At 62.0% G+C, this 21,674-nt stretch carries 23 protein-coding genes; 9 read left to right on the top strand and 14 right to left on the bottom strand.

What is annotated here, in order from left to right:
* Positions 1–83: 83 nt before the first annotated feature.
* Together ndk and FJW08_RS23970 are read left to right on the top strand one after the other, a co-directional pair.
* Positions 84–506, top strand: a complete 423-nt coding sequence (ndk, locus tag FJW08_RS23975) for a nucleoside-diphosphate kinase (protein WP_140761984.1) — start codon at positions 84–86, stop codon at positions 504–506.
* Positions 507–681: 175 nt separating this feature from the next.
* A complete protein-coding gene (locus FJW08_RS23970; RefSeq protein ID WP_140812559.1) occupies positions 682–1,308 on the top strand; it encodes a class I SAM-dependent methyltransferase in 627 nt (208 codons plus the stop codon).
* Between the two features lie 45 nt (positions 1,309–1,353).
* Here the strand turns inward: FJW08_RS23970 and FJW08_RS23965 are convergent, their stop codons facing one another.
* The 6 genes from FJW08_RS23965 to FJW08_RS23940 all read right to left on the bottom strand — a co-directional run bounded on the left by FJW08_RS23965 (position 1,354) and on the right by FJW08_RS23940 (position 6,477).
* Positions 1,354–2,118, bottom strand: coding sequence for a YbaY family lipoprotein (locus FJW08_RS23965; RefSeq protein WP_140812558.1), 765 nt, complete (start codon positions 2,116–2,118; stop codon positions 1,354–1,356).
* Positions 2,119–2,196: 78 nt separating this feature from the next.
* On the bottom strand, positions 2,197–2,679 hold the full coding sequence (locus tag FJW08_RS23960) for a molybdenum cofactor biosynthesis protein MoaE (RefSeq protein ID WP_140812557.1): 483 nt from the start codon (positions 2,677–2,679) through the stop codon (positions 2,197–2,199).
* A 5-nt stretch (positions 2,680–2,684) separates the two neighbouring features.
* Complete coding sequence (moaD, locus tag FJW08_RS23955) at positions 2,685–2,942, bottom strand: molybdopterin converting factor subunit 1 (protein WP_027144520.1); 258 nt, start codon at positions 2,940–2,942, stop codon at positions 2,685–2,687.
* Position 2,943: 1 nt separating this feature from the next.
* Positions 2,944–3,540 (bottom strand): CDP-diacylglycerol--glycerol-3-phosphate 3-phosphatidyltransferase, encoded by a 597-nt coding sequence (gene pgsA / locus FJW08_RS23950; RefSeq protein WP_140761997.1) that lies wholly within the window; start codon positions 3,538–3,540, stop codon positions 2,944–2,946.
* 97 nt (positions 3,541–3,637) lie between these two features.
* On the bottom strand, positions 3,638–5,716 hold the full coding sequence (gene uvrC, locus FJW08_RS23945; protein ID WP_140812556.1) for an excinuclease ABC subunit UvrC: 2,079 nt from the start codon (positions 5,714–5,716) through the stop codon (positions 3,638–3,640).
* On the bottom strand, positions 5,713–6,477 hold the full coding sequence (locus FJW08_RS23940) for an SDR family oxidoreductase (RefSeq protein ID WP_140762001.1): 765 nt from the start codon (positions 6,475–6,477) through the stop codon (positions 5,713–5,715). The genes uvrC and FJW08_RS23940 overlap by 4 nt, the downstream gene beginning before the upstream one ends.
* Before the next feature lie 413 nt (positions 6,478–6,890).
* Between FJW08_RS23940 and FJW08_RS23935 the strand changes: the two genes are divergently transcribed.
* A complete protein-coding gene (locus FJW08_RS23935) occupies positions 6,891–7,547 on the top strand; it encodes an outer membrane protein (RefSeq protein ID WP_140762004.1) in 657 nt (218 codons plus the stop codon).
* Positions 7,548–7,635: 88 nt separating this feature from the next.
* On the opposite strand, the gene FJW08_RS23930 is transcribed toward FJW08_RS23935, so the two are convergent.
* Together FJW08_RS23930 and FJW08_RS23925 are read right to left on the bottom strand one after the other, a co-directional pair.
* The gene (locus tag FJW08_RS23930; RefSeq protein ID WP_140812555.1) at positions 7,636–8,232 is read right to left on the bottom strand and encodes a glutathione S-transferase family protein; all 597 of its coding nucleotides are present in this window, start codon (positions 8,230–8,232) and stop codon (positions 7,636–7,638) included.
* 436 nt (positions 8,233–8,668) lie between these two features.
* Positions 8,669–9,067 (bottom strand): hypothetical protein, encoded by a 399-nt coding sequence (locus tag FJW08_RS23925; RefSeq protein ID WP_181183030.1) that lies wholly within the window; start codon positions 9,065–9,067, stop codon positions 8,669–8,671.
* Between the two features lie 635 nt (positions 9,068–9,702).
* On the opposite strand from FJW08_RS23925, the gene FJW08_RS23920 reads away from it, so the two are divergent.
* Positions 9,703–10,014 (top strand): transcriptional regulator, encoded by a 312-nt coding sequence (locus tag FJW08_RS23920; RefSeq protein ID WP_140812553.1) that lies wholly within the window; start codon positions 9,703–9,705, stop codon positions 10,012–10,014.
* 94 nt (positions 10,015–10,108) lie between these two features.
* On the opposite strand, the gene FJW08_RS23915 is transcribed toward FJW08_RS23920, so the two are convergent.
* The 4 genes from FJW08_RS23915 to FJW08_RS23900 all read right to left on the bottom strand — a co-directional run bounded on the left by FJW08_RS23915 (position 10,109) and on the right by FJW08_RS23900 (position 12,880).
* Complete coding sequence (locus FJW08_RS23915; RefSeq protein ID WP_140812552.1) at positions 10,109–10,561, bottom strand: hypothetical protein; 453 nt, start codon at positions 10,559–10,561, stop codon at positions 10,109–10,111.
* Positions 10,562–10,745: 184 nt separating this feature from the next.
* The gene (locus FJW08_RS23910; RefSeq protein WP_140812551.1) at positions 10,746–11,612 is read right to left on the bottom strand and encodes a 23S rRNA (adenine(2030)-N(6))-methyltransferase RlmJ; all 867 of its coding nucleotides are present in this window, start codon (positions 11,610–11,612) and stop codon (positions 10,746–10,748) included.
* Positions 11,609–12,220 (bottom strand): hypothetical protein, encoded by a 612-nt coding sequence (locus FJW08_RS23905; RefSeq protein WP_140812550.1) that lies wholly within the window; start codon positions 12,218–12,220, stop codon positions 11,609–11,611. Before FJW08_RS23905 ends, FJW08_RS23910 begins: the two co-directional genes overlap by 4 nt.
* Before the next feature lie 18 nt (positions 12,221–12,238).
* Positions 12,239–12,880: a TetR/AcrR family transcriptional regulator gene (locus tag FJW08_RS23900; RefSeq protein ID WP_246682526.1), complete on the bottom strand. Its 642-nt coding sequence runs from the start codon at positions 12,878–12,880 to the stop codon at positions 12,239–12,241.
* 136 nt (positions 12,881–13,016) lie between these two features.
* On the opposite strand from FJW08_RS23900, the gene FJW08_RS23895 reads away from it, so the two are divergent.
* Entirely contained in the window at positions 13,017–13,487 is a 471-nt protein-coding gene (locus FJW08_RS23895) for a carboxymuconolactone decarboxylase family protein (RefSeq protein WP_140812549.1), read from the top strand.
* Between the two features lie 102 nt (positions 13,488–13,589).
* On the opposite strand, the gene FJW08_RS23890 is transcribed toward FJW08_RS23895, so the two are convergent.
* Together FJW08_RS23890 and FJW08_RS23885 are read right to left on the bottom strand one after the other, a co-directional pair.
* Entirely contained in the window at positions 13,590–14,039 is a 450-nt protein-coding gene (locus FJW08_RS23890) for a DNA polymerase III subunit chi (RefSeq protein ID WP_140812548.1), read from the bottom strand.
* Between the two features lie 9 nt (positions 14,040–14,048).
* Positions 14,049–15,569, bottom strand: coding sequence for a leucyl aminopeptidase (locus FJW08_RS23885; protein ID WP_140812547.1), 1,521 nt, complete (start codon positions 15,567–15,569; stop codon positions 14,049–14,051).
* A 362-nt stretch (positions 15,570–15,931) separates the two neighbouring features.
* Here FJW08_RS23885 and lptF point away from each other — a divergent pair, with 362 nt between their 5' ends.
* The 4 genes from lptF (at position 15,932) to FJW08_RS23865 (ending at position 21,664) form a co-directional block, all read left to right on the top strand.
* Entirely contained in the window at positions 15,932–17,134 is a 1,203-nt protein-coding gene (gene lptF / locus FJW08_RS23880) for an LPS export ABC transporter permease LptF (protein ID WP_140812546.1), read from the top strand.
* The gene (gene lptG / locus FJW08_RS23875) at positions 17,131–18,216 is read left to right on the top strand and encodes an LPS export ABC transporter permease LptG (protein ID WP_181183034.1); all 1,086 of its coding nucleotides are present in this window, start codon (positions 17,131–17,133) and stop codon (positions 18,214–18,216) included. The genes lptF and lptG overlap by 4 nt, the downstream gene beginning before the upstream one ends.
* The gene (locus tag FJW08_RS23870) at positions 18,216–20,642 is read left to right on the top strand and encodes an LPS-assembly protein LptD (RefSeq protein WP_181183029.1); all 2,427 of its coding nucleotides are present in this window, start codon (positions 18,216–18,218) and stop codon (positions 20,640–20,642) included. Before lptG ends, FJW08_RS23870 begins: the two co-directional genes overlap by 1 nt.
* A gap of 89 nt (positions 20,643–20,731) precedes the next feature.
* On the top strand, positions 20,732–21,664 hold the full coding sequence (locus FJW08_RS23865; protein WP_181183028.1) for a peptidylprolyl isomerase: 933 nt from the start codon (positions 20,732–20,734) through the stop codon (positions 21,662–21,664).
* The last annotated feature ends 10 nt before the right edge of the window (positions 21,665–21,674 follow it).

Below are 21,674 nucleotides of genomic sequence, written 5' to 3'. Positions count from 1 at the left end.
CGCTCCTCACCCCTCTTGGCAATCAGCCGGGCGGCTTGTATAGAGCCCGCCACTCTCAATTCGAATTCAGACAAGGACGACCCATGGCGCTCGAACGCACTTTTTCCATGATCAAGCCGGACGCAACGCGGCGCAACCTCACCGGCGCCATCACCAAGATGCTGGAAGACGCCGGCCTGCGCGTCATCGCCTCGCGCCGGGTGTGGATGAGCCGCCGTGAGGCCGAAGGCTTCTACGCCGTCCACAAGGAGCGGCCGTTCTTCGGCGAGCTGGTGGAATCCATGTCCTCGGGCCCGACCATCGTGCAGGTGCTGGAAGGCGAGAGCGCCATTATCAAGAACCGCGACGTGATGGGCGCTACCAACCCGGCCAACGCCGCCGAAGGCACCATCCGCAAGGTGCATGCGCTGTCGATCGGCGAGAACTCGGTGCACGGCTCCGACGCGCCGGAAACGGCCGCGCAGGAGATCAAGTACTGGTTCTCGGACACCGAGATCGTCGGCTGAGCCGACAGTCCATATCTCACATGCAAGAAAGGCCGGCGAAATGTCGGCCTTTTTTTGTATAGGACATGGTCTCAGGCTCCGCGGCATCTCACATGAAGCGAGCCGCCGCAAAGTCCGGCAAAGTACGAGATGCGTGAATAGACTGGAGCTCCGTCGCGATGGAGTCGACCCGATCATGACCAGCGCCATTCCAGGGTTCTTCCAGGGCACCGATATGCCGACCAGCGGATGGTGGGAGGCGCTGTGGCCCGAGCCGGCGGCAGTGCTTGCGGCCACCGGGATCAAACCGGGTATGGACGTGATCGATCTCTGCTCCGGCGATGGCTGGTTCACATTGCAGATTGCCAGGGTCGCGCGTCATGTCACCGCCATCGATATCGACGCCGACTTGCTCGAAGTCGCGCGCCGGCGCCTGACTGAAAATGGCCTGTCGAATTGCGACTTCGTGGCGGGCGACGCCTATGAGATTGCCAGCCTGGCAGCCCGACCCGCCGATTTCGTCTTCATGGCAAACGCCTTTCATGGTGTTCCGGATCAGCTCCGCCTGGCCCGCGCGGTCCATGCAACGCTTGGCCCGTCAGGCCGTTTTGCCATAGTGAACTGGCATCGGACGCCGCGCGAGCGAACGGTGGTGCTGGGCGAGCCTCGCGGACCGAAGACCGAGTTGAGACTGTCGCCGGAACAGACCATCGCCGCCGTCGAGCCGGCCGGTTTCAAGCTGGCTGAAATGGTTGACGTGCCGCCTTACCACTACGGCGTCATCCTCGTCCCATCGTCCGCGGCAGTTCCAGGAAAAGTGTGAAACGGTTTTCCCGGGGAAAGCGAGTAGCAATTTCCCCGGAATTGCTCAGCTCGCGGCGCTGAAGCGCAGGATTTCGCGGCCGCCCTTATCTGATATGGCGAGCTTGCCGGCATCGACAGTGTACGACGCCGCCTTGGCCAATGCATCGAACAAGGCTTTTTCCTCGGCCATCACATCGGGCGCGCAGGCCTTGTAGGTCGAACCGATATCGCTGATCGCGATCGCCTGGCCCTCGACCTTCGTCGTGGCAAAATAGGTGTTGCAGGGACCGCTGCCACCGGCCTTGCCGGCCTCGCTGACCCTGAACGTCGCCTGCGGCGCGGTGATGGCGCCAATGCCATCGACATAGTCGACCACCCAGAGCTGATCAAAGACGGAAGCCGCTGGCTCCTTGCTGGGTGCGACCATCTTCAGCACGATGGTCTGCGGCGCGTCGGTCAGTGGATCGAGCTGATGGCGCACATCTGAGATGAACATCAGCCTTCCGTCCACAGTGATCCGGGCCTGCAGCGCGTAGGTCATCCGCGGCCGGATGACTGAGGGGTCGAATTTTATCTCGAAGCTGATCGGCACCTGGCCGGCGGGCTCGATCTTCTGTTGCCCGATGATCTTGGCCGGCGCGTCGGCCAACGAGACGTCGGCAAGCTCGACGGAAAGCACGGCGCTGGGTGGCAATGCGATGCGCTCGCGATAGATCACTTCCCCTTTCACCGCCTTTTCCGCGGCAACGGACAGCTCCGGCACCGCCAGGATGCCGACGACCAGGGGCACCAAGCCGAAGACGAAGAATTCGGCGATCCTGTCCAGCATGACCGTCTCCCTTGCCCAAATCAGTCACGCGACCAGTGGGCAGAAGGATTGCGGTCGTTCCGTGACGCCTGCACGGCATTATTCGGACGGCGGCTGCTTCCAGCGCCGGGCTGCCTCAGCGTCGGTTTCCTTGGCATCGACCCAGCCGCCCTCGGAGCCGTCGGTGCGATGTTCCTTCTTCCAGAAGGGTGCACGTGACTTGAGGTAGTCCATGAGGAAGTTCGCCGCCTCGAACGCCGCCTGGCGGTGCACCGAAGCGGCCACCACCAGCACGATGTTCGCCCCCGGCGCGATCTTGCCATGGCGATGTATGACGGTGAGGCCTTGCAGCGGCCAACGCTCGGTGGCTTCGGTTGCGATGCAGCCGATCTCGGCTTCAGCCATGCCCGGATAGTGCTCGAGCTCAAGTGCCGAGAGTGCGCCCTGCTCGTCGCGGCACAGGCCGGAGAAGGTGACCACCGCGCCAATGTCGGCACGGCCCTGCGTCAGCGCGGCGATCTCGGCGGCAACGTCGAAATCCTCGCGCTGGATGCGCACATTCGGCACCAGGACGGCCGACATGAGTGTCAGCCCCCGGTCATCGGCGGGAACAGTGCGATCTCGCGTGCGCCCGATATCTTCTCGCGGTGATCGACATGTTCCTGGTTGATGGCGACGCGGATCACATCGGGATATTGCAGCGCGTGTTGGTAACCTTCGCCGCGCGACTGCAGCCAGCGCAAAAGGTCAGCGACCGTCTCGATGCCGGCGGGCAGTTCGACATCTTCTTGCGATGTGCCGATCCGTTCGCGAACCCAGGCGAAATAGATGAGACGGGTCGTCATCTCACTCGTCCATGATGTGCTTGAGGCCGGCGCGGAAATAGTCGTAGCCGGTGTAGAGCGTCACGAGGGCCGCGACCCACAGCAGCACGAGGCCGGTTTGGGTGGTCAGCGGAAAGATCTTGTCACCGGCAGGTCCCGCCAGCAGGAAGGCGATGGCGACCATCTGGATGGTGGTCTTCCACTTGGCAAGCTGCGTCACCGGCACCGAGACCTTGAGCGCCGCCAGATATTCGCGCAGGCCCGAAACCAGGATTTCGCGGCACAGGATGATGATCGCCGCCCACAGCGACCAGCCGGCGATACCGGCGTGACGATCGGTGTCGGCCGCCAGCAGCAAGAGGCAGGTGGCGACCAGCAGCTTGTCGGCGATCGGATCGAGCATCTTGCCGATGTTGGAGGTCTGCTGCCAGGCGCGCGCAAAATAGCCGTCGAAGTAGTCGGTGACCGATGCCAGCAGGAAAATGACCAACGCCGACCAGCGGGCGAAGTCGCTCGATTTCAGATGGCCCTCCAGAAAAAAGCACAGCACGACCAGCGGCACCGCGATGATGCGGGCGTAGGTCAGCATGTTGGGCAAGTTGAACGCGCGCTGGGCCATGTCTGGTGGACTCTTTCTGCCTGCGTACTCAAATCAGAAGCGGATGTAGGGGGTCAACAGGTCAGATTCGACTGGCCAGCTGAAAGTGGCGATTTTTTCAGCTCTCGTGGAAGTGATTGTAGACCAGTTTCGCGACCTGCTCGGAAATGCCGTCGACTTTCCTCAGATCCTCGATTGCGGCACGGCTGACCGCCTTGGCAGTGCCGAAATGCAAGAGAAGCGCGCGCTTGCGGCCGGGGCCGATGCCGGCGATTTCGTCGAGCGGGCTCTTGACCATTTCCTTCTTGCGACGGGCCCGATGCGACCCGATGGCGAAGCGGTGGACCTCGTCGCGCAGCCGCTGGACGAAATAGAGTACTGGATCGCGAACGGGCAGCGAAAACGAGTCCCTGCCCTTGACGAAGAAGCGTTCGCGGCCTGCATCGCGGTCCTGCCCCTTGGCGATGCCGATGGCGACGACCCGGTCTTCGATGCCGAGATCCGACAGGATCTTGCGCACCGCCGTCATCTGGCCCTGGCCACCGTCGATCAGGATGACGTCGGGCCAGGCCGGGAAGCTGCCCGAGAGATCCTCTTCGTCGCCCGCCTCGGCTGCCGTCACCTCGCCCGCTGCCGCGTCGTCGGCCAGGACAACATCGCCATGCTCCTTGAGCAATCGCGAAAAACGCCGCTCCATCACTTCGCGCATCATGCCGAAATCGTCGCCCGGCGTGATCTCGGTCGAGCGGATGTTGAATTTCCGGTACTGGTTCTTCACAAAGCCTTCCGGCCCCGCGACGACCATGGCGCCGACGGCGTTGGTGCCCATGATGTGGGAGTTGTCGTAGACCTCGATGCGCACCGGCGGCTTGGCCAGGCCGAAGGTCTCGGCGAAACCGGCAAGCAACCGCGCTTGCGTCGAGGTTTCGGCCAGCCGCCGGCCAAGCGCCTCACGCGCATTCTGCAAGGCGTTGTCGGTCAGGTCCTTTTTCTCGCCGCGCTGCGGCACCGAGATCGCCATCTTGCGGCCGGCGCGGGTCGAGAGCGCCTCGGCCAGCAGTTCCTGGTCCTCGACGGTCTGCGACAGTAGAATGGCACGCGGCGTCGGCTTGTCGTCATAGAACTGCGCCAGGAACGAGCCCAGTACTTCCGATCCCTCCAGTGCCGGGTCGGCCTTCGGGAAATAGGCGCGGTTGCCCCAGTTCTGACCGGTGCGGAAGAAAAACACCTGGATGCAGACCTGGCCGCCTTCCTGGTGGATGGCGAACACATCGGCCTCGTCGACGGTCGCCGGGTTGATGCCCTGATGGCTCTGTACGTGCGACAAGGCGGCCAGCCGGTCGCGATAGATGGCGGCGCGCTCGAAATCGAGGTCTTGCGAAGCCTGCTGCATGGCAGCCGAAATCTCGGTCTTCACCTTCTGGCTGCGACCCGAGAGAAAGTCCTTCGCCTCGGCAACCAGATCGGCATAACTCTGATGCGAGATTTCGCCGGTGCACGGACCGGCGCAGCGCTTGATCTGGTAGAGCAGGCATGGCCGCGTGCGGTTCTCGTAGAAGGAATTGGTACAGCTTCTGAGCAGGAAGGCGCGCTGCAGCGAATTGATGGTGCGGCCGACGGCGCCGGCCGAGGCAAAGGGGCCGAAATAGTCGCCTTTACGCGAGCGCGCCCCGCGGTGCTTGTAGATGCCGGGCGAGACATGGTCGCCGGTCAAAAGGATATACGGAAACGACTTGTCGTCCCGCATCAGCACATTGAATCGCGGCCGCAAACGCTTGATAAGATTTGCTTCGAGCAGCAGCGCCTCGATCTCGGTGCGGGTGACGACGAACTCCATCGTCGACGTCTCGCGCACCATGCGGCCGATGCGGTTGGTGTGGAATCTGCCTTGCGCATAGTTGGTGACACGCTTCTTCAGGCTGCGCGCCTTGCCGACATAGAGCACGTCGCCAGCGGCGTTCATCATCCGGTAGACGCCGGGCGCATTGGGCAGCCGCTTGACCAGCGTCTGGATCACCTCGGCGCCGACCATGCCTTCGGCGTCCCCGGCATGCGGCGTCCAGTCGATTGCCGTGAACGCGACATCCGGGCCAACCGGTTCGACGATCTCCTCCAGCGCCTCGTCCTCCAGGTCGATTTCGGGAGGAAGATCATCAGCGCCGCCGCGCGCCTTGTTCTTGTGATCCAAAGGACTCATTCCGCCATGCCTGTCACATCGGGCGTCTGCCATGCAAGATGCTGGCCGCCATCGAGCGCGATCATCTGGCCGGTGACCGAGCGCGCCTGCCAGAGATAGCGGATGGTGGCGCCAAATTCCGGCAATTCCGGGCCGCGTCTCAGAATTAGGCCGGCGACCTGCGCGTCAAAATCCGAATCGTCCTGGCGCGCGTTCTTCAGCGTCGGGCCTGGCCCGATCGCATTGACGCGGATGCGGGGGCCGAGCGCCTGCGCCAACATCTGCGTCTGGGTCCAGAGTGCCGATTTCGACAGCGCATAGGAAAAATAACGCGGTGTCGGCCGCCAGACACGCTGGTCGATGATGTTGACGATCAGCCCCTCCTGCCCTTCCGGCAAGGAACGGGCGAAGTTCTGCGCCAAAAGCGCCGGGGTTTTCACGTGAATGGCAAAATGGCGGTCCCAGGCATGCCAGTCGAAATCCTCGACGGAATCATCGACGAAGAGCGACGCATTGTTGACCAGCAGCGAGATTGGACCCAACGCGGCTTCCGCCTGACCGACGAGGTCGCTGACAACGTCCATATCGGTCAGATCAGCCGCAACCGCGGCGGCGCGGCCGCCCGACCGGTTGATCGCCGCGGCCAATGCATCCGCCTTATCGTGCGAGCGATTGGAATGGATGGCGACCGCAAAACCATGGCTGGCGAGGTCCTCGACGATCGCCTTGCCGATCCGTTTCGCCCCACCGGTCACCAGCGCCACGGCAGTGGCTTTGCTCATCTGCTGTCAATCCTCAATTTCGGCCCGAAAACGCGACGCCGACGAAATATGGCCCGGCATGCGTTAAACGGCGTTCGCACCTGGGGCAACATTGTGGCGAAGTGCCCGGTTCGGCATGCCGAGCCCTCTTGGACTCGGAACCGCCGGACCGCAATATAGGTCGCTGGAGTCCTTGCACCAAGCCGCGTGCAGCGCAGCATGAACTTGCTGCTGACATTTCGCTGTTGCGAAGATGCAACGTCAAGGTTCTGCCTCATTCGTGCCGGGTAATGACCCAAGTTCAGGTTCGGTTCAGCCGCATTTTGACACGACATTCGGAACCGACGAACGCCAGATCCGTTTCACCCCCCGGGCGGGTCGATGGCGATCGTGAGAAACAAGCCTGTGTCCTGTGGCTTAAGGAGTAAAGAACAATGCAAGCCAATCTCAAATTCGCACGGCCGCTGGCTGTCGCGCTCGGGCTCTTCGCCCTCGGCGGTACCGCTTATGCTGCGGACGTCGTCCAGGAAGAGCCGCCGGCACCCGCTCCGGTTGCCGAACTTCCGGTCGCCTCGTGGGCCGGCCCCTATGCCGGTATCAACGTTGGCTACGGCTTCAGCGGCAAGACCAAGGAAAAGGATTTCGGCGTTTCGACCGATACCAAGGGTTTTGTCGGCAGTGTCTTCGGCGGCTATCAGTGGCAGCAGGAGAACTTCGTGTACGGCGGTGAAGCCGAACTCGGCTACAACGGCGTGAAGGGTGACGACAACGGCATAAACTCCAAGGGCGGCTTCGAAGGCTCGCTGCGCGCCCGTCTCGGTTACGCCGTGACCCCGGAAATCCTGCTCTATGGCACCGGCGGTCTCGCCGGCAGAAGCCTGAAGGTGGAAGACTCCGTCATTCCTGCCAGCGACACCGCCACCATGCTCGGCTGGACGGCCGGCGTCGGCACCGACATCAAGCTGACCGACAATGTGTTCGGCCGCGTCGAGTATCGCTACACCGACTTCGGCAGCAAGAGCTTCGATGGCATCGGCAAGGTCAAGGCGACGGACAACCGCGTCACCTTCGGCCTCGGCATGAAGTTCTAAGACGTTCAAGCCACGACACGAAAAGCCGGGCCTCGCGCCCGGCTTTTTTATATCCGGTCGCTCAGGCCGGAACAGCAGATTTGATCGCTCAGGCCGGAACCACGGACTTCAACTCCGGGAATTTTTCGTCGAAGCGCGCCACCCAGCGGGTCAACCGGCTACGCCCTTTCTCCCACTGACCGGCAAAACGCAGCGAGAGATAGCCGAGGCAGGCACGCAACGCCAACTGACCGGCCGTGATCTTCTTCGGCAGCTTGGGCGGATTGGCGTTGAGCAGATCGAGTGCTGCCGTGATCTTCGCCCACTGGCGGTCGAGCCAGGGCTGATAGACCATCTCTTCGGGCCGGGTGCGGCGCTCGTAGACCATCGACAGCGCGCAATCGCAGATACCGTCAGCCAGCGCCTCCAGCACTTCCGCTTCCAGACGCTTGTCGGGGTTGCGTGGAAACAACGCGTTCTTCGAAATCCGGTTGAGGTGCTGGGTGATGGCTCGGCTGTCGTGAATCGAACGGCCATCGTCGAGCACCAGCACCGGGATTTTGCCGAGCGGATTGGCGCCGATCAGTTCGGCCGGCCTGTCCTCGGTCTTGACCGGCACCTCATCGATTGCGATCCCGGCATAGGCCGCGGCCATCCTTACCTTGGAGCTGTAGGGCGAGGCGGACGCGTAGAGCAGCTTCGGCATGATCGGTTTCCTGTTTGCGACCGTCCAGTGTTGACCGGACACACTCTTGCGATCAATCGCCAGAGTGCAAAATACCAACGACCAGAAACCGGCCGCGGTTTTCCATCCTGGCATCATCACAGCCTGAAGCCGGTATGCTGGAAAAGTATCAGCAGGCCTCGACAGCGAACTGCGGGGATTCGAACCTGCATTCACACTTCACAGGCGCCCATACTTCGCAGGCGCCAGGCATCGGGCCGAGATCTTCGCCAACCACGGCGAGGAGCGAAAGAGCGGGCGAGCGAGGCAGCCAACCGGCGCCTCGCTTTGCTTGCCCCTCGGCCCCTTTCCGACGTTCAGCCCAGAGGGCTGAACCCGCTGCCGAACATGCTCCGATCCAGAGCGTCTGAGCGTCCTTGCCGGATCCCGAAGGACAGGTGACGCTCCAACGATCCGTCTACTTCTTGGCCGGAGCTTTCGCTTTCGCCTTCGCAGGCGCTGCCTTTGCCTTCGGCGCCGCGGCTTTCTTCACCGCCGGCTTGGTCGCGGCCGCGGCTGCTTTCATAGCTGGCTTGGCCGCCGGCTTCTTGGCCGGTGCCGCTTTCGCTGCCGGCTTAACCGCGGCTTTCGCGGGCGCTGCCTTCTTCGCTGCCGGCTTCGCCGCGGGTTTGGCGGCCGCCTTGGCTGCCGGCTTCTTGGCCGGTGCCGCTTTCGCTGCGGCCTTCGCCGCGGCCTTCGCGGGCGCTGCCTTCTTCGCTGCCGGCTTCGCGACGGCCTTTGCCGCTACCGCGGGTTTCTTCGCCGGTGCCTTGGCCGCGGCTGCCTTCGGCTTGGCGGCAGGCGCTGCTTTCTTCACTGCCGTTGCGGCCTTCGCCGCGACTGCTTTTGCGGGTGCTTTCTTTGCCGGTGTCTTGGATGCCGGCGCTTTAGATGACTGCTTAGCCATGTCATGCCCCTTCACGTTATGCCGATGGCCGTGAATGACCCCGGCGCGCAATGCATATCTGACTCGCGTCTCGCTAGCCAGCGAAGCAATGATATGATTTTCTCAACTTAAATTTTGGTTGCGATCGACACACAATCACACTCATCATCGGAAAAATCCACTATTGATCTTCCGACGTCGCCAGCAATTTGACACCGGCATTCCCGATGCGAACTCGCTATCAAGCTCCCAAGGTTAGCGGGCAACTTCACGCATGATATTCGGCCGTGAATATCATGACTCGCCGCCTCATCGAGACGATCATCTTTTGCAAGCGAGCGGTCCGTGCGGATCACGAGCGCGATGCGACGCCCGATCTGAAGATCACCTTGTCAAGCATGTCTCGAGCACCAGCTTTCTGATTGACAGAATACTCTGTAGAGCAGAGTATTCTGTCTGTCAGTGATCGTGCCTTGGATTTCGGCCATATAAAGGCAGTGACGCCAAGGTGGCAGAGATTGCCGAGTCACACGGCGACAGCGAGCTTGCCGCATTGGAGCCTATTGATGAGCGCCAACGACATTATCCACCAGAGTACGCGGCTCAGGATCATGGCCGTCCTGAACACGCTGGAAAGGCGCAAGGCCTTGGAGTTCACCCAGTTGAAGGCCATGATCGAAGCCACCGACGGCAATCTCGGGGGACATCTCGATACGCTAGCCAGAGCTGGCTATGTCGACATTGAAAAGCTTTTTGTCGGGCGTCGGCCGCAGACACGGGTCAGAGCCACGACGGCCGGGCGCCGGGCCTTTCGCGGCCACATTGCCTTTCTTCGCAAGATCATCGATCAGGCAGAGGCAACGCGGCGCGGAAAATAGCCCTGCAATTGGACGAACACCAGGCAACGCCGGCGCCAAAGCGCCTGCAACCGCTTCGGGCAGCAGGCGCGAAAAAAGGTCGGGAAAGACGCGTTCAGCGCAGGACGCGGCAACGGCCGTTGTAGACCATCCAGCGATCGAAGCCCGAGACGCAGAACTCGACATTGTCGCCGATCGAGGCAAAACCCTGGCCTTCCTCGATCAGATAGAAGATCGACCGGTCCCGGCCATCCGACAGGCTGACGGTTGCCCGGCAATAGTGACGGCCGATCGGCCATTCCTCGCTCGCCTGCTCATAGCGGTGCTGGCGAATGTCGCGAAAATCGGTGATGGCGACATCGGGCAGATGCGGCACGTGATGCACCTGGTAGGAGAACCGATGCGTGATCTTGCTCAGCACCCATGTCTCGCCACAGACGCTGCCATCGTTCTCGGAATAGACGGCGAGGTCGGCCGCATGGACCGCCTGGGCGATACCGAGAGGCGCGGCAAGGGGCGTGCAGAGCGAAATCAGGGCAGCAAGTGCGGATTTGGCGAAGCGAGTCATGGCAGCCTCTCAAGGTCGATTGCGCGCACTGTGCGGATTCGCTCGGCGGCGGTCAAGCGGTTGCCGAAACAATGGTTTCCAGAAGCCGGCGCCGGGCAGTTGCTGTAAGCAGCAACCCGCAGACAACGGCGAAGTTCCCTGCGGGCGGATCGTGCGGTCGTACGGAGCAGGCGGTCGAAGGCGGCTAGACCTGCGGCGGGGCCCGCTCGCCGGCCAGCCATTCCATCGACCAATGCGCCGGCTTTTCCACGGCGAGCAATTTGTGCAGTGCCGGCAATAGGGTTCGCAGTTCGCCTTCCAGCATGAAGGGCGGATTGACCACCACCATGCCGGTGCCATCGAGGCTGGGTTCCGAAGAGGCCGGCCTGATCTCGAATTCTATGTCGAGGATTTTCGGGATGCCGGATTGCTTCAGCGCTTTCCTGAAGGCGATGATCGCCTTGCGGTTCTTGATCGGATACCACAGCGCGTAGATGCCGCTGGGCCAGCGCCTGTGCGCTTTCGCCAACCCCTCGACGAGGCGGCCGAACTCACCCTCTTCCTCGAAGGGTGGGTCGATGAGCACCAGGCCGCGCTTTTCCTTGGGCGGCAGGTGCGCCCCGAGCGCAAGCCAGCCGTCAAGTTCCATCACCCTTGTCTGGAAATCGCCGGCGAACTCCGTCTTCAGCTTCGCGGCGTCTTTCGGGTGCAGTTCGATCGCCGACAACCGGTCCTGCTTGCGCAGGAGATTGCGCGTGAGCAGCGGCGACCCCGGATACTTCTTGACACCGCCCTCGGGATTGAGCGAGCGCACCGCCGCCAGATAGGGCGCCAGCAGCGCCGCCGCCTTCGCGTCGAACGAGGCATCGATCAGCCTGCCGATGCCGCCCTGCCACTCACCGGTCTTTTGCGCTTCGAGTGACGACAGGTCGTATCGGCCAATGCCGGCATGGGTGTCCACGACACGAAACGCCTTGTCCTTCTGTTTGAGATAGTCGAGCAGGCGCGTCAGCACGACATGCTTGACGACATCGGCAAAATTTCCGGCATGATAGGCGTGGCGATAGTTCAAGTGGGACCCCTGCCCCATCGTGGCGGCGGCGGCTGCGAGTTCGGATTTTCCGGTCGCCCGCCACCAGAACGCAAGGACAGCAGGAATCCGATCAAGCCGACCGCCATCAGCGAGAAGCCTATCGGCCGCGCGCGGCCGTCGATTTCGCCGACGCCGGAGCGCAAGACAAGGTCGACCGCCCGCATCGGTATGTCGTCGGCATCGCCCGGGCCGACGGTGAAGACGTAAGCGCCTGGGCTGACGGTGGCAATCAGGCCGGCTTCGTCGCGAAAGATCTTGTCGGGCAGTTGCGGGCTGGCCTGGCGTGGATTGTCCACATGGTTGAACTGCAGCGTCGAGGCAAGCACCGTGCGGCCGTTGGTGGCCGCGGTCAGCGTCAGCACCGTACGCTGCTGCGAAACGATGCGCTCGGCCCTCGCGGTCAGGTCCACCAGCACCCGCACCGGCGCATCGCCCGGGGCAAGTTGAACCGTCACCGGTCGGAATTGGCCGCCCTCATAAACGCGGTATGTGCCGACCGCCCTGCCGGAAAAATTGGTCATCGCCCACGGATAGAAAATGCCGATGGCGGCGCCGGCGATCAGAAGCAGGATAGAGAGAAAGCGCATCGAAACCCTTGGCTATTTCTACTTCTGCTCGCTATGGCTGCCGCCCTGCGCGGACCTGTCCAGGGTAGCAGTGCGGATCCGCTCCATCTCGTCCAGGAGCATCTCCAGGCCAAGATCGAAGGTTTTGTCGAATTCAGCGGTGCCGAAGTAGCGCCCCGCGGTGGCGATGTTGGGGAAATCGCGCTCAAGCTGCTCACTGCCGACCGTTGTGACCGCCGACGGACCCTTTGAGTAACCGGCGGTCTCGTCGAGCACCGCCCCCGCCAGATAGTACCCGACCGCACGGAACAGCCTTGCGGCCATTTCCTGATCGAAGCCGCCGTCATTGAACAAGCCCACGATGTTGTTGATATAGCCAAGGCAAATGGGCGAATTCATGCGGTAGCTGAGAAAATAGCTCGCGAAGGCCGGATGCTCGCGACCGATACGCCGATAATCCAATACCGCCATGCGCATCCTCTGGCGCCATGGCAGATCCGGATTCGGCATCTTCAACGGACCAATCAGCCTGTCGACCAGCGCCTCAAAGAGATGCGCCTGCGAGGGGAAGTGATGGTAGATGCTCATCGCCTCGCAGCCGAGTGCTGCCGCCAGCTTGCGCATCGAAAAGCCGGAAAGTCCCTCCCTCTCGATCACCTCGAAAGCCGCATCCTCGATCATTTCGCGCGACAGACGTCCGCGCGCTCCCTTTTTCTTGATTGATTGATCCATTGCGCCGCTTGACAACTTACAGTGTAAGGTTCATTTTCGCCGTCACCTTACATCGTAAGGCTAACAAAGACCAGAGGAGAAAACCATGTCGTATCATCGCATCGTCAAATCCGTGCAGTCTTCATCCCAACGTGCGTTCCTGTTCGCCGCCGCGGCCTGCGTGCTGTCGCTCGGAACCGCGGCGGCCCATGCCGACGACTATGACGCAACCCTCAAGGACATACAGTCCACCATGGGCGGCGTACCAAGCTTTGTGAAACAGTTTCCCAAAGCCGGTCTGCCCGGTGCCTGGGCCGAGGTCAAGGCCATCGAACTCAGCGACAAGACGGCGCTGCCGCCCAAGGTCAAGTCGCTGATCTCCCTGGCCGTGGCGGCACAGATCCCTTGCACCTACTGCATCTGGTCGGACACGCAGGACGCCAAGCGCGCCGGCGCAACCGACGAGGAGATCCAGGAAGCCGTGGCGATGGCGGCGCTTACGCGCCACTGGAGCACTGTCTTCAACGGCATGCAGGTCGATTTCGATACATTCAAGAAGGAAATGGGCGGGCAATAAGCCCGGCAAGAAGGAAATGGGCGGGCAGTAGGCGTCAATGGCATTACAGAGATGACTCGGTCGGGCCATCTCTGGTCTGCACCTCGACCTTGGGTGCAGCTCTCACGCCTTGCGCTCCCAGCGGCGGTCCGCGGTCTGCTGCCAGTAGGTCACGGCGTGGCCCGCCTCCTTCATCGTCTTCCAATGCGCCCGGGCCATCTCGACCTGGGCCGCGTCATGACCATCGAACAGGAACACCGCACGCTCGTAGCCGCCAAGGTCGGGTGCCGCCGCACCGTCCACCAGGAACCTGATCTTGGCTCCGTTGGGATTGCCGTCGCCGGTGGTCAACAGGATTGGTTGTTCGGTTGGATAAGCTTCGCGATCGGTCGCGTGTGCCAGAAAGGAATCATCGCGGAAAGTCCACAGATGCTGATCCAGCGCGTCGCGCCGCTCCTCGGTGCCGGTCTGCACCACGGCGCGCCAGCCGCGATCGAGGCTGCGCTCGAGCAGGCCTGGCAGCGCATCTTCCAGCGTCGATTCGGTTAGATGGTAGAACAGCACATCGGCCATGGATCGACGTCAGCTCTCGTAGTGATCACGCACCAGCCGGTCCAGCAGCCGCACGCCGAAACCCGAAGCCCATGACTGGTTGATCTCGTTCAATGGCGAGCCCATCGCGGTACCGGCGATGTCGAGATGCGCCCAGGGCGTGTCCTTGACGAAGCGCTGCAGGAACTGCGCGGCGATGATCGCGCCGCCATAGCGGCCACCGATGTTCTTCATGTCGGCATTCTTGGAATCGATCAGCTTGTCGTATTCGGCGCCGAGCGGCATGCGCCACAGCCGTTCCTGCGTTGACTGTCCGGCCGCGGTCAGCCTTTGCGCCAGTTCGTCATTGTTTGAGAACAGGCCGGCATGATGCAGGCCGAGCGCAACCATGATAGCACCGGTCAGCGTCGCCAGGTTGACCATGAATTTCGGCTGGAAGCGGTCGTTGCAGTACCACAGCGCGTCGGCCAGAACGAGGCGTCCCTCCGCGTCGGTGTTGAGCACCTCGATGGTCTGTCCCGACATCGAGGTGACGATGTCGCCCGGGCGCTGGGCATGACCATCGACCGCGTTTTCGACAAGACCGATGATGCCGACAACATTGGCCTTGGCCTTGCGCGCGGCGAGCGCATGCATCAACCCGGTCACGGCGGCAGCGCCGCCCATGTCCCCTTTCATGTCCTCCATGCCCGACGCCGGCTTGATCGAATTGCCGCCGGTGTCGAACGTGACGCCCTTGCCGACGAAGGCAATCGGGCTGTCCTTGGGCTTGCCGCCGTTCCATTGCATGACCGCCATACGGGCGCCCCGGGGCGAGCCTTGCGCGACACCGAGCAGCGAGCCCATGCCGAGCTTCTTCATTTCCTTCTCGGTCAGGATCTCGACCTTGACGCCGAGCGCCTCGAGGTCCTTGACGCGGGCGGCGAACTCGACCGGTCCCAGCACGTTTGCCGGTTCATTGACGAGATCGCGCGCCAGAAGCACACCGTCGATCACCGCCTCGGCATCGGCGAAGGCTTTCTTGGCGCCTGCCGGGTCGGCGGTATGGACGGTCACCTTGACCGGCTTTTTCGGGTCGGCTTTACCGCCCCCCTGGCCGTCGTCCTTATCCTTCCTGGTCTTGTACTTGTCGAAGGAATAGCCGCGCAAAAGAATGCCCGCAGCGAGGTTCGCGGCGTCCTTGCCATCGGGCGAGGCACCGGCCAGGTCGAGGACCACGGCGACGTCGGTTGCCTTGCGCAGCGATGCCGCAATGGTGCCGCCGAGCTTCAGCCAGGCATACTCGTCGAGCCCCGACACCCTGCCGACGCCGACCGCGACCAACCTGTCGAGCGATGTTGCTTCCGGCGCCAGGATTTCGACAGTGCTGGCGAACTTGCCGGCAAACTCGGCGACCGGGAAAGCCCGATCCAGCGTCTTGCCCGGATCGTAAGCCCTGGCCGCATCGCTCAAGCCATCATCCGCCGACAGCACGAAGACCGTGCCCTTTCTGTTCGCTGCCGACTGGGGCGCGGCGAATTTTGCAAAGGCGATCGACGGTCTCGGGTTCATCATGTCCTGCTTTCGGGGATTGCGCGATGATGCGCGAAGCGGTTTGAAGCGATCCGCGACATTTGGTCGTTTTCCGGCATTTGGCAAGACTTTGCCAAAATGGCTACCCATATGAGACACGGAATCGATGGCGATTCGTCGCGGCACGGCCCGCTTCAAGCCGCAACCTGTTGTTAACCATCGATGTTCGTCCTTTCTTATCCATTGCCGCCGACACTCCGGCCTACCGCGGCACGCGACGTGGGACGGGAACCGGCTCGCCTGCCAATGCAGCCCAACGGAGCCAGTTGTGCGGGCGTCGCCGGACAGCTACCCTTGGCGTGGTGGCATGATGCCGTTCGAGAAAATCGAGTAAAGCCTTCATGAAGGTCGTTGAACGCTACATCATGCGCCGCGCTTTCGTGGTCTTCCTGGCAGCACTGGTCTGGACGCTGGCCATCGTGTGGACGACGCAAGTACTGGCCAAGATCAACCTGGTCACCGACAGCGGTCAGTCAGCCTTGACCTTCTTCGAGGTCGCGTCTCTTATTCTCCCCTCCATCGTTCCGATCGTCGTGCCTTTCGCGCTCGTGGTGGCCGTCGCCCAGACGCTCAGTGTGATGAATTCGGATTCGGAACTCGCGGTGGTCAACGCATCGGGGGCCTCGCGCTGGACCATCGTGCGGCCGATCATGCTGCTGGCGCTGGCCGCCAGCGTCTTTTCGTTTGCCGTGGACAACGGCATCGACCCCTATGCACGACAGAAGAACCGCGCGCTCGTGGCGGAGTCGCGCGCCGATCTTTTGTCGCTGATCATCCAGGAAGGCACGTTCCGGAAGATCGAGGACGGACTGTTCCTGCAGATTGGCGAGCGGCTTCCCGACAACCGGCTGGGTGGCATCTTCGTCGCCGATTCGCGCGAGGAAGGCGTCAATCTTGTCTATTATGCCAAGACCGGCAGCATCATCGAGCGCGGCGGCGAAAAGGTGCTGATGATGAATGACGGCGTCATCCATCGCAAAACGCTGACGGGCGACCTCAGTGTCATCCGGTTCACGTCCTATGCCTTCGACATGTCGGCTTTCATGTCGGCGGCCAACCAGGTGACGCTCCTTCCAAAGGACCAGACGACGCAGTACCTTCTCAATCCAAGCCCCAACGACAAGAACTATCAGCAAAATCCCCAGGAATACCGGGCCGAGGTCGACCAGCGATTTACGGAATGGACGTACTCCATGGTTTTCGCGCTGATCGCGCTCGCGGTCGCGGGAGACGCGCGTTCGCATCGCGAGGCGCGCGTCAATCCGCTGATCACGGCCATCGCGATATCGCTGTTCGTGCGCTGGCTGGGCTTCTTCGCCGCCAGCAAGGCCGACGAGGTCCCGCAATATTCCTATATGGTCTATGGCGTACCGATCGTGGCCGCCGCGGTGGCGATCTGGTTCATCGTGTCGAACCGGACCATGGAATTGCCGGTCGCCTGGGCGGACTGGATGACAAACCTGGCCAGCCGCATCGGCGACGGCTGGAATGCCCTCAAACTGCGTCTATCCAGGCGTGACACCTCGGGCCAGGGAGCAGGCTGATGGGCTGGACTCTGGGCCGTTACTTCTTCTTCCGCTACGTGGCGATCACGATCTGGTTCTTCCTCGGCCTTCTGGCGCTGGTATTCCTGATCGATTTCACCGAACTGTCGGGCCGCACCACCGGCCTGCCGGGCTTCACCTATGGCACGGCAATGGCCATTTCAGGCCTTCGAATGCCGATGATCATGCTGCAGACGGTGCCGTTCGTCGGCTTGTTCTCGGCGATGGCGACGCTGGTTTCGCTCAACCGACGTTACGAACTCGTCATCGCACGGTCCGCGGGCGTTTCCGCCTGGCAGTTCCTTTTGCCATGCTGCATCGGCGCACTGCTGTTTGGCGCCGTGTCGGTCGGGATCATCAACCCGCTCGCCGCGCACGCCTTCTCCTTGTCCGAACAGATCGAGACCGAGCTGCGCTCCGGCAAATCCAACACGGTTTCGGCCGATGCCGCTCCATGGATTCGCCAGAAAACCAGTTCCGGCGACACGATCATCGGCGCGCGCGCCATCCTCGGCCAGGGTCTGGAGATGGCCGACGCGGTCTTTTTCATCCTCGACCAGCAGGGCAATATCGTCGAGCGCAAGGATGCGGCGCGTGCTTACCTGCGCGACGGCTATTGGGAATTGCAGGATGTGAAGACCTTCAGGAACGGCACCATCCAGACCGTCGCGAACGATCGTGTGCCGACCAATCTGAAGCCGGAATTCGTGCAGGAGCGGCTGGCGCGCCCGGAGACGATTCCCTTCTATGAGCTGCCCGGAAAAATCGAGGTTGCCCGTTCCTTCGGCCTCAAGGCAAATGCCTTTGCCATGCAGTTTGATTCGCTGGTGGCGTTGCCGTTCCTGCTCGTCGCCATGACGCTGATTGCGGCAACAGTTTCAATGCGATTTGCGCGAATGGGGCAGTCGGCAACGATGATTCTGGGTGGTGTCGTTGCCGGGTTTCTGCTTTATGTCGTTTCGGTGCTGGTGAAGGCGTTCGGCGTGGCGGGGTTCGTGCCGACTGCGATAGCCGCCTGGGTGCCGGTCGTGGTAGCTATGTTCTTCGGGGTGACTTTCCTGCTATACAAGGAAGACGGCTAGTGAGGGAGGCGTTTTTGCCCAGCGACAGGCAGGCCCGTTTGGCGCGCCTCTATGCGGCGAGCGCCTTGGCGTGCCTGCTTGCCTGCGGCGTCCCGCTGCCGGCGTTCGCGCAGGATGTCGGCAACATGGCGGCCACGGTTCCGTCCGGCTCGCAGATGCTGCTGGCCGCCGACACGCTGGAATACAACAACGACAACCAGACCGTGACCGCCATCGGCGGCGTGCAGATCGACTATGGCGGCAACCGGCTCGTTGCCCAGAAGGTCGTCTACAACCGCAACACCAAGCGGATGGTTGCCAGTGGCAATGTCGAGATCGTCAACAGCGACGGCACCAAGATCAATTCACAGCACATCGACATCACCGACGATTTCGCCGACGGTTTCGTCAACGCGCTACGCGTTGAAACCGTCGACAAGGCCTATTTCGCTGCCGAAAGCGCCGAACGCATGGGCGGCGTGCTGACCACCTTCCACAATGGTGTCTACACCGCCTGCGAACCGTGCGAGGACAAGCCCGACAAGGCACCGACATGGCGCGTCAAAGCCAGGAAGATCATCTGGAACGGCGAAAAGAAGACGGTTCGTTTCGAGAACGCGAATTTCGAGTTCTTCGGTTTTCCGCTGGCCTACCTGCCGGCGTTCGAGATCGCCGACCCGACGGTGAAGCGCAAGAGCGGCTTCCTGATCCCCAGCATCGGCTACAACAGCCATCTGGGGTACAGCGTCAAGGTTCCCTACTATTTCGCCCTTTCGCCGACATATGATCTGACGGTGACCGGAAGCGGCTACACCAAGCAGGGCTTCCTCGGCGAAGCCGAATGGCGCCAGCGCTTCAACAACGGCCAATACACTTTTAAGGTCGCCGGCATCCAGCAGCAGAATCCCGACGCCTTCATCGACAGCGCCGGCCGCAATATCGATTCGGGCGCAGTGGGCGATTCCAACAAGTTCCGCGGCATGATGGGCACGCAGGGGCAGTTCGCCATCAATGAACGCTGGAATTTCGGCTGGGACGTGCTGTTGCAGACCGACAAGGATTTCTCGCACACCTACAACATCGCCAAGTACAACGAATACGTTCACCAGTCGTCGGTCTACCTGACCGGTCTCAATGACCGTAACTATTTCGACGTGCGCGCCATGCATTTCGAAGTCCAGGAAAACACGCTCAACAGCAATCCAGCAGCGCGAAGCGGCCAGCAGCCGTGGGTGCTGCCCTCGCTCGACTATGCCTATATCCCCGACACATCGGTCGCCGGCGGCCAGTTGTCGCTCAACGTCAATACGCACGTCATCCGTCGCGAAGATCTCGACGAGGCTTTCAACAAGCCATACGACCCTGCCACGCTGGCACAGCGTGTCCGTGGCATAGAAGGCGAGTCTGGCCGACTCACCACCGAAGCCGAATGGAAGCGGACATTCGTTACCGATGATGGGCTGGTACTGACACCGCTGCTGGCACTCCAGGGCGATGTTGACTACGTCCGCGCTTCATCGGCTTCGCTGGCGGCCATTCAGGAGATGGCCGCCAACCCTGTGATAAATACCAGCGAAGACATGCGCTCGTCCTTTGCCCGTTACATGGCGACCGCCGGGCTCGAGATGAGCTGGCCGCTGTTGTTCTCCCTGGCCAGCGGGTCGAGCCACGTTGTCGAGCCGATGGCACAGGTGTTCCTGCGTCCGAACGAACAATATGTCGGCGGTCTCTCCATTCCGAACGAAGATGCTCAAAGCATGGTTTTCGACGCGACCACGCTGTTCGAACGCGACAAGTTCTCCGGTTATGACCGCATCGAGGGCGGCTCGCGTGCCAATGTCGGGCTGCGCTATTCCGGCTCCTACATCAATGGCTGGGGCACCAATGCGATCTTCGGCCAGTCCTATCAGATCGGCGGCGAAAACTCCTTCGCGGCACCCGATCTGGTCAATGTCGGCGCAAATTCAGGGCTTGAAACCACCAAGTCCGACTATGTCGGCCTGTTTGGCATAACCAGCCCCAATGGCTTCGCCGCCTCGGTCAGCGGTCGTTTCGACGAACAGAGCTTCGAGATCCGCCGCGCCGAGCTGAAAGCTGCCTATTCCGGCCTGCCGGTGTCGTTGAGCGCCAAGTACGCCTTCATCCAGGCCCAACCGCTCTATGGTTTCACGACCGACCGTCACGAGGTCACGCTCGGCGCATCGACGCATCTTGCCGAGAACTGGCGCGTGTTCGGGACAGGAACCTACGATTTGCAGGAGGGCCTGCTGGTCAAGGACGGGGTCGGTTTCGCCTACAACGATTCCTGCTTCACCTATCTGATGACGTACGCGCAGTCGCGTGACCTGAACACCAGGGAAGTGACGCAGAGCATCGGATTCAACCTGTCGTTCCGCACCCTCGGCGACTTCGGCTCGTCGACCAACGCACTCGACACCATCCAATAAGCGGCGACATCGTTTCGCCGCATAGGGCTGGCACGGGTTCGCGTATCCGGAAGAGGGACGGAATTGGGCGGAGCCGGAATAGAATTGGGATGCCTACGATGAGGAAATACCTCTTTTCAGCAGGGTTCGCGCTGCTTGTGGCGGCGACATCCGTGTCGATGACCGTGATGACGCCGCCGGCTTTCGCCAGCGAGATCAAATACGTCGTCAACGACATAGCAATCACCAGTGGTGATATCGCCCATCGTGCCGCCTTCCTGAAGCTACAGCGCAAGAAGGGCGACGCTGCCCAGGAAATGATCGACCAGACACTGCGCGTCGCCGAGGCCAGACGGCTCGGCATCCGTATCAGCGATGCACAGGTCGCGGCCGCCTACCAGCGCTTTGCCACCAACAACAAGATGCAACTCGCTCAGCTCGACGGCGTCATGGAAAAATCCGGCGTCGGCAAGGATCATTTCAAGGAATTCATCCGTGCCCAGATGGCATGGAACCAGGCCCTGAGCGCACGTTATCGGTCCGGCGAAGGTGGCAGCGTGACCGAACAGGACGCGGTGCGGCGCATGCTTGACAAGGGCGGAGCCAAGCCGAGCGCGATGGAATACATGCTGCAGCAGGTCATCTTCGTCGTGCCAGCGGCCGAACGCAGCGCGACATTGGCCAAACGCAAGCGTGAGGCCGACGCCATGCGTGCCCGCTTCAACGGCTGCAACACGACGCGCGAGTTCGCCAAGGGCCTGATCGACGTCACCGTTCGCGACCTCGGTCGGGTTCTGGCGCCGCAACTGCCGCCGGACTGGGCCGAGCAGATCAAAGCGACCAAGGTCGGTGGCGCCACCGTCACGCGCGAGACCGAACGCGGCGTCGAATTCATCGGCATCTGCTCGTCGCGCGAAGTGTCCGACGACAAGACGGCCCAGATGGTGTTCCAGAGCGAAGGCTCCAACGACAAGGCCGCCGACGATCTCAGCAAGAAATATGTCGACGAGCTGAAGGCGAAAGCCCGCATCGTCAAGCGCTGACGTGGGCAGC

Origin of the sequence: Mesorhizobium sp. B3-2-1 (assembly GCF_006439515.1) — a bacterium.
Classification (GTDB): Bacteria; Pseudomonadota; Alphaproteobacteria; order Rhizobiales; family Rhizobiaceae; genus Mesorhizobium.
The sequence above is the reverse complement of the archived record's forward strand: the minus strand, read 5'-3'. Positions and strand labels throughout refer to the sequence as shown.

Excerpts from the sequence above, each read along its gene's own strand:
- ndk (WP_140761984.1), top strand. The coding sequence starts at position 84 with ATGGCGCTCGAACGCACTTTTTCCATGATCAAGCCGGACGCAACGCGG.
- FJW08_RS23970 (WP_140812559.1), top strand. The coding sequence starts at position 682 with ATGACCAGCGCCATTCCAGGGTTCTTCCAGGGCACCGATATGCCGACC.
- FJW08_RS23965 (WP_140812558.1), bottom strand. The coding sequence starts at position 2,118 with ATGCTGGACAGGATCGCCGAATTCTTCGTCTTCGGCTTGGTGCCCCTG.
- FJW08_RS23960 (WP_140812557.1), bottom strand. The coding sequence starts at position 2,679 with ATGTCGGCCGTCCTGGTGCCGAATGTGCGCATCCAGCGCGAGGATTTC.
- moaD (WP_027144520.1), bottom strand. The coding sequence starts at position 2,942 with ATGACGACCCGTCTCATCTATTTCGCCTGGGTTCGCGAACGGATCGGC.
- pgsA (WP_140761997.1), bottom strand. The coding sequence starts at position 3,540 with ATGGCCCAGCGCGCGTTCAACTTGCCCAACATGCTGACCTACGCCCGC.
- uvrC (WP_140812556.1), bottom strand. The coding sequence starts at position 5,716 with ATGAGTCCTTTGGATCACAAGAACAAGGCGCGCGGCGGCGCTGATGAT.
- FJW08_RS23940 (WP_140762001.1), bottom strand. The coding sequence starts at position 6,477 with ATGAGCAAAGCCACTGCCGTGGCGCTGGTGACCGGTGGGGCGAAACGG.
- FJW08_RS23935 (WP_140762004.1), top strand. The coding sequence starts at position 6,891 with ATGCAAGCCAATCTCAAATTCGCACGGCCGCTGGCTGTCGCGCTCGGG.
- FJW08_RS23930 (WP_140812555.1), bottom strand. The coding sequence starts at position 8,232 with ATGCCGAAGCTGCTCTACGCGTCCGCCTCGCCCTACAGCTCCAAGGTA.
- FJW08_RS23920 (WP_140812553.1), top strand. The coding sequence starts at position 9,703 with ATGAGCGCCAACGACATTATCCACCAGAGTACGCGGCTCAGGATCATG.
- FJW08_RS23915 (WP_140812552.1), bottom strand. The coding sequence starts at position 10,561 with ATGACTCGCTTCGCCAAATCCGCACTTGCTGCCCTGATTTCGCTCTGC.
- FJW08_RS23905 (WP_140812550.1), bottom strand. The coding sequence starts at position 12,220 with ATGCGCTTTCTCTCTATCCTGCTTCTGATCGCCGGCGCCGCCATCGGC.
- FJW08_RS23900 (WP_246682526.1), bottom strand. The coding sequence starts at position 12,880 with ATGATCGAGGATGCGGCTTTCGAGGTGATCGAGAGGGAGGGACTTTCC.
- FJW08_RS23895 (WP_140812549.1), top strand. The coding sequence starts at position 13,017 with ATGTCGTATCATCGCATCGTCAAATCCGTGCAGTCTTCATCCCAACGT.
- FJW08_RS23890 (WP_140812548.1), bottom strand. The coding sequence starts at position 14,039 with ATGGCCGATGTGCTGTTCTACCATCTAACCGAATCGACGCTGGAAGAT.
- FJW08_RS23885 (WP_140812547.1), bottom strand. The coding sequence starts at position 15,569 with ATGAACCCGAGACCGTCGATCGCCTTTGCAAAATTCGCCGCGCCCCAG.
- lptF (WP_140812546.1), top strand. The coding sequence starts at position 15,932 with ATGAAGGTCGTTGAACGCTACATCATGCGCCGCGCTTTCGTGGTCTTC.
- FJW08_RS23865 (WP_181183028.1), top strand. The coding sequence starts at position 20,732 with ATGCCTACGATGAGGAAATACCTCTTTTCAGCAGGGTTCGCGCTGCTT.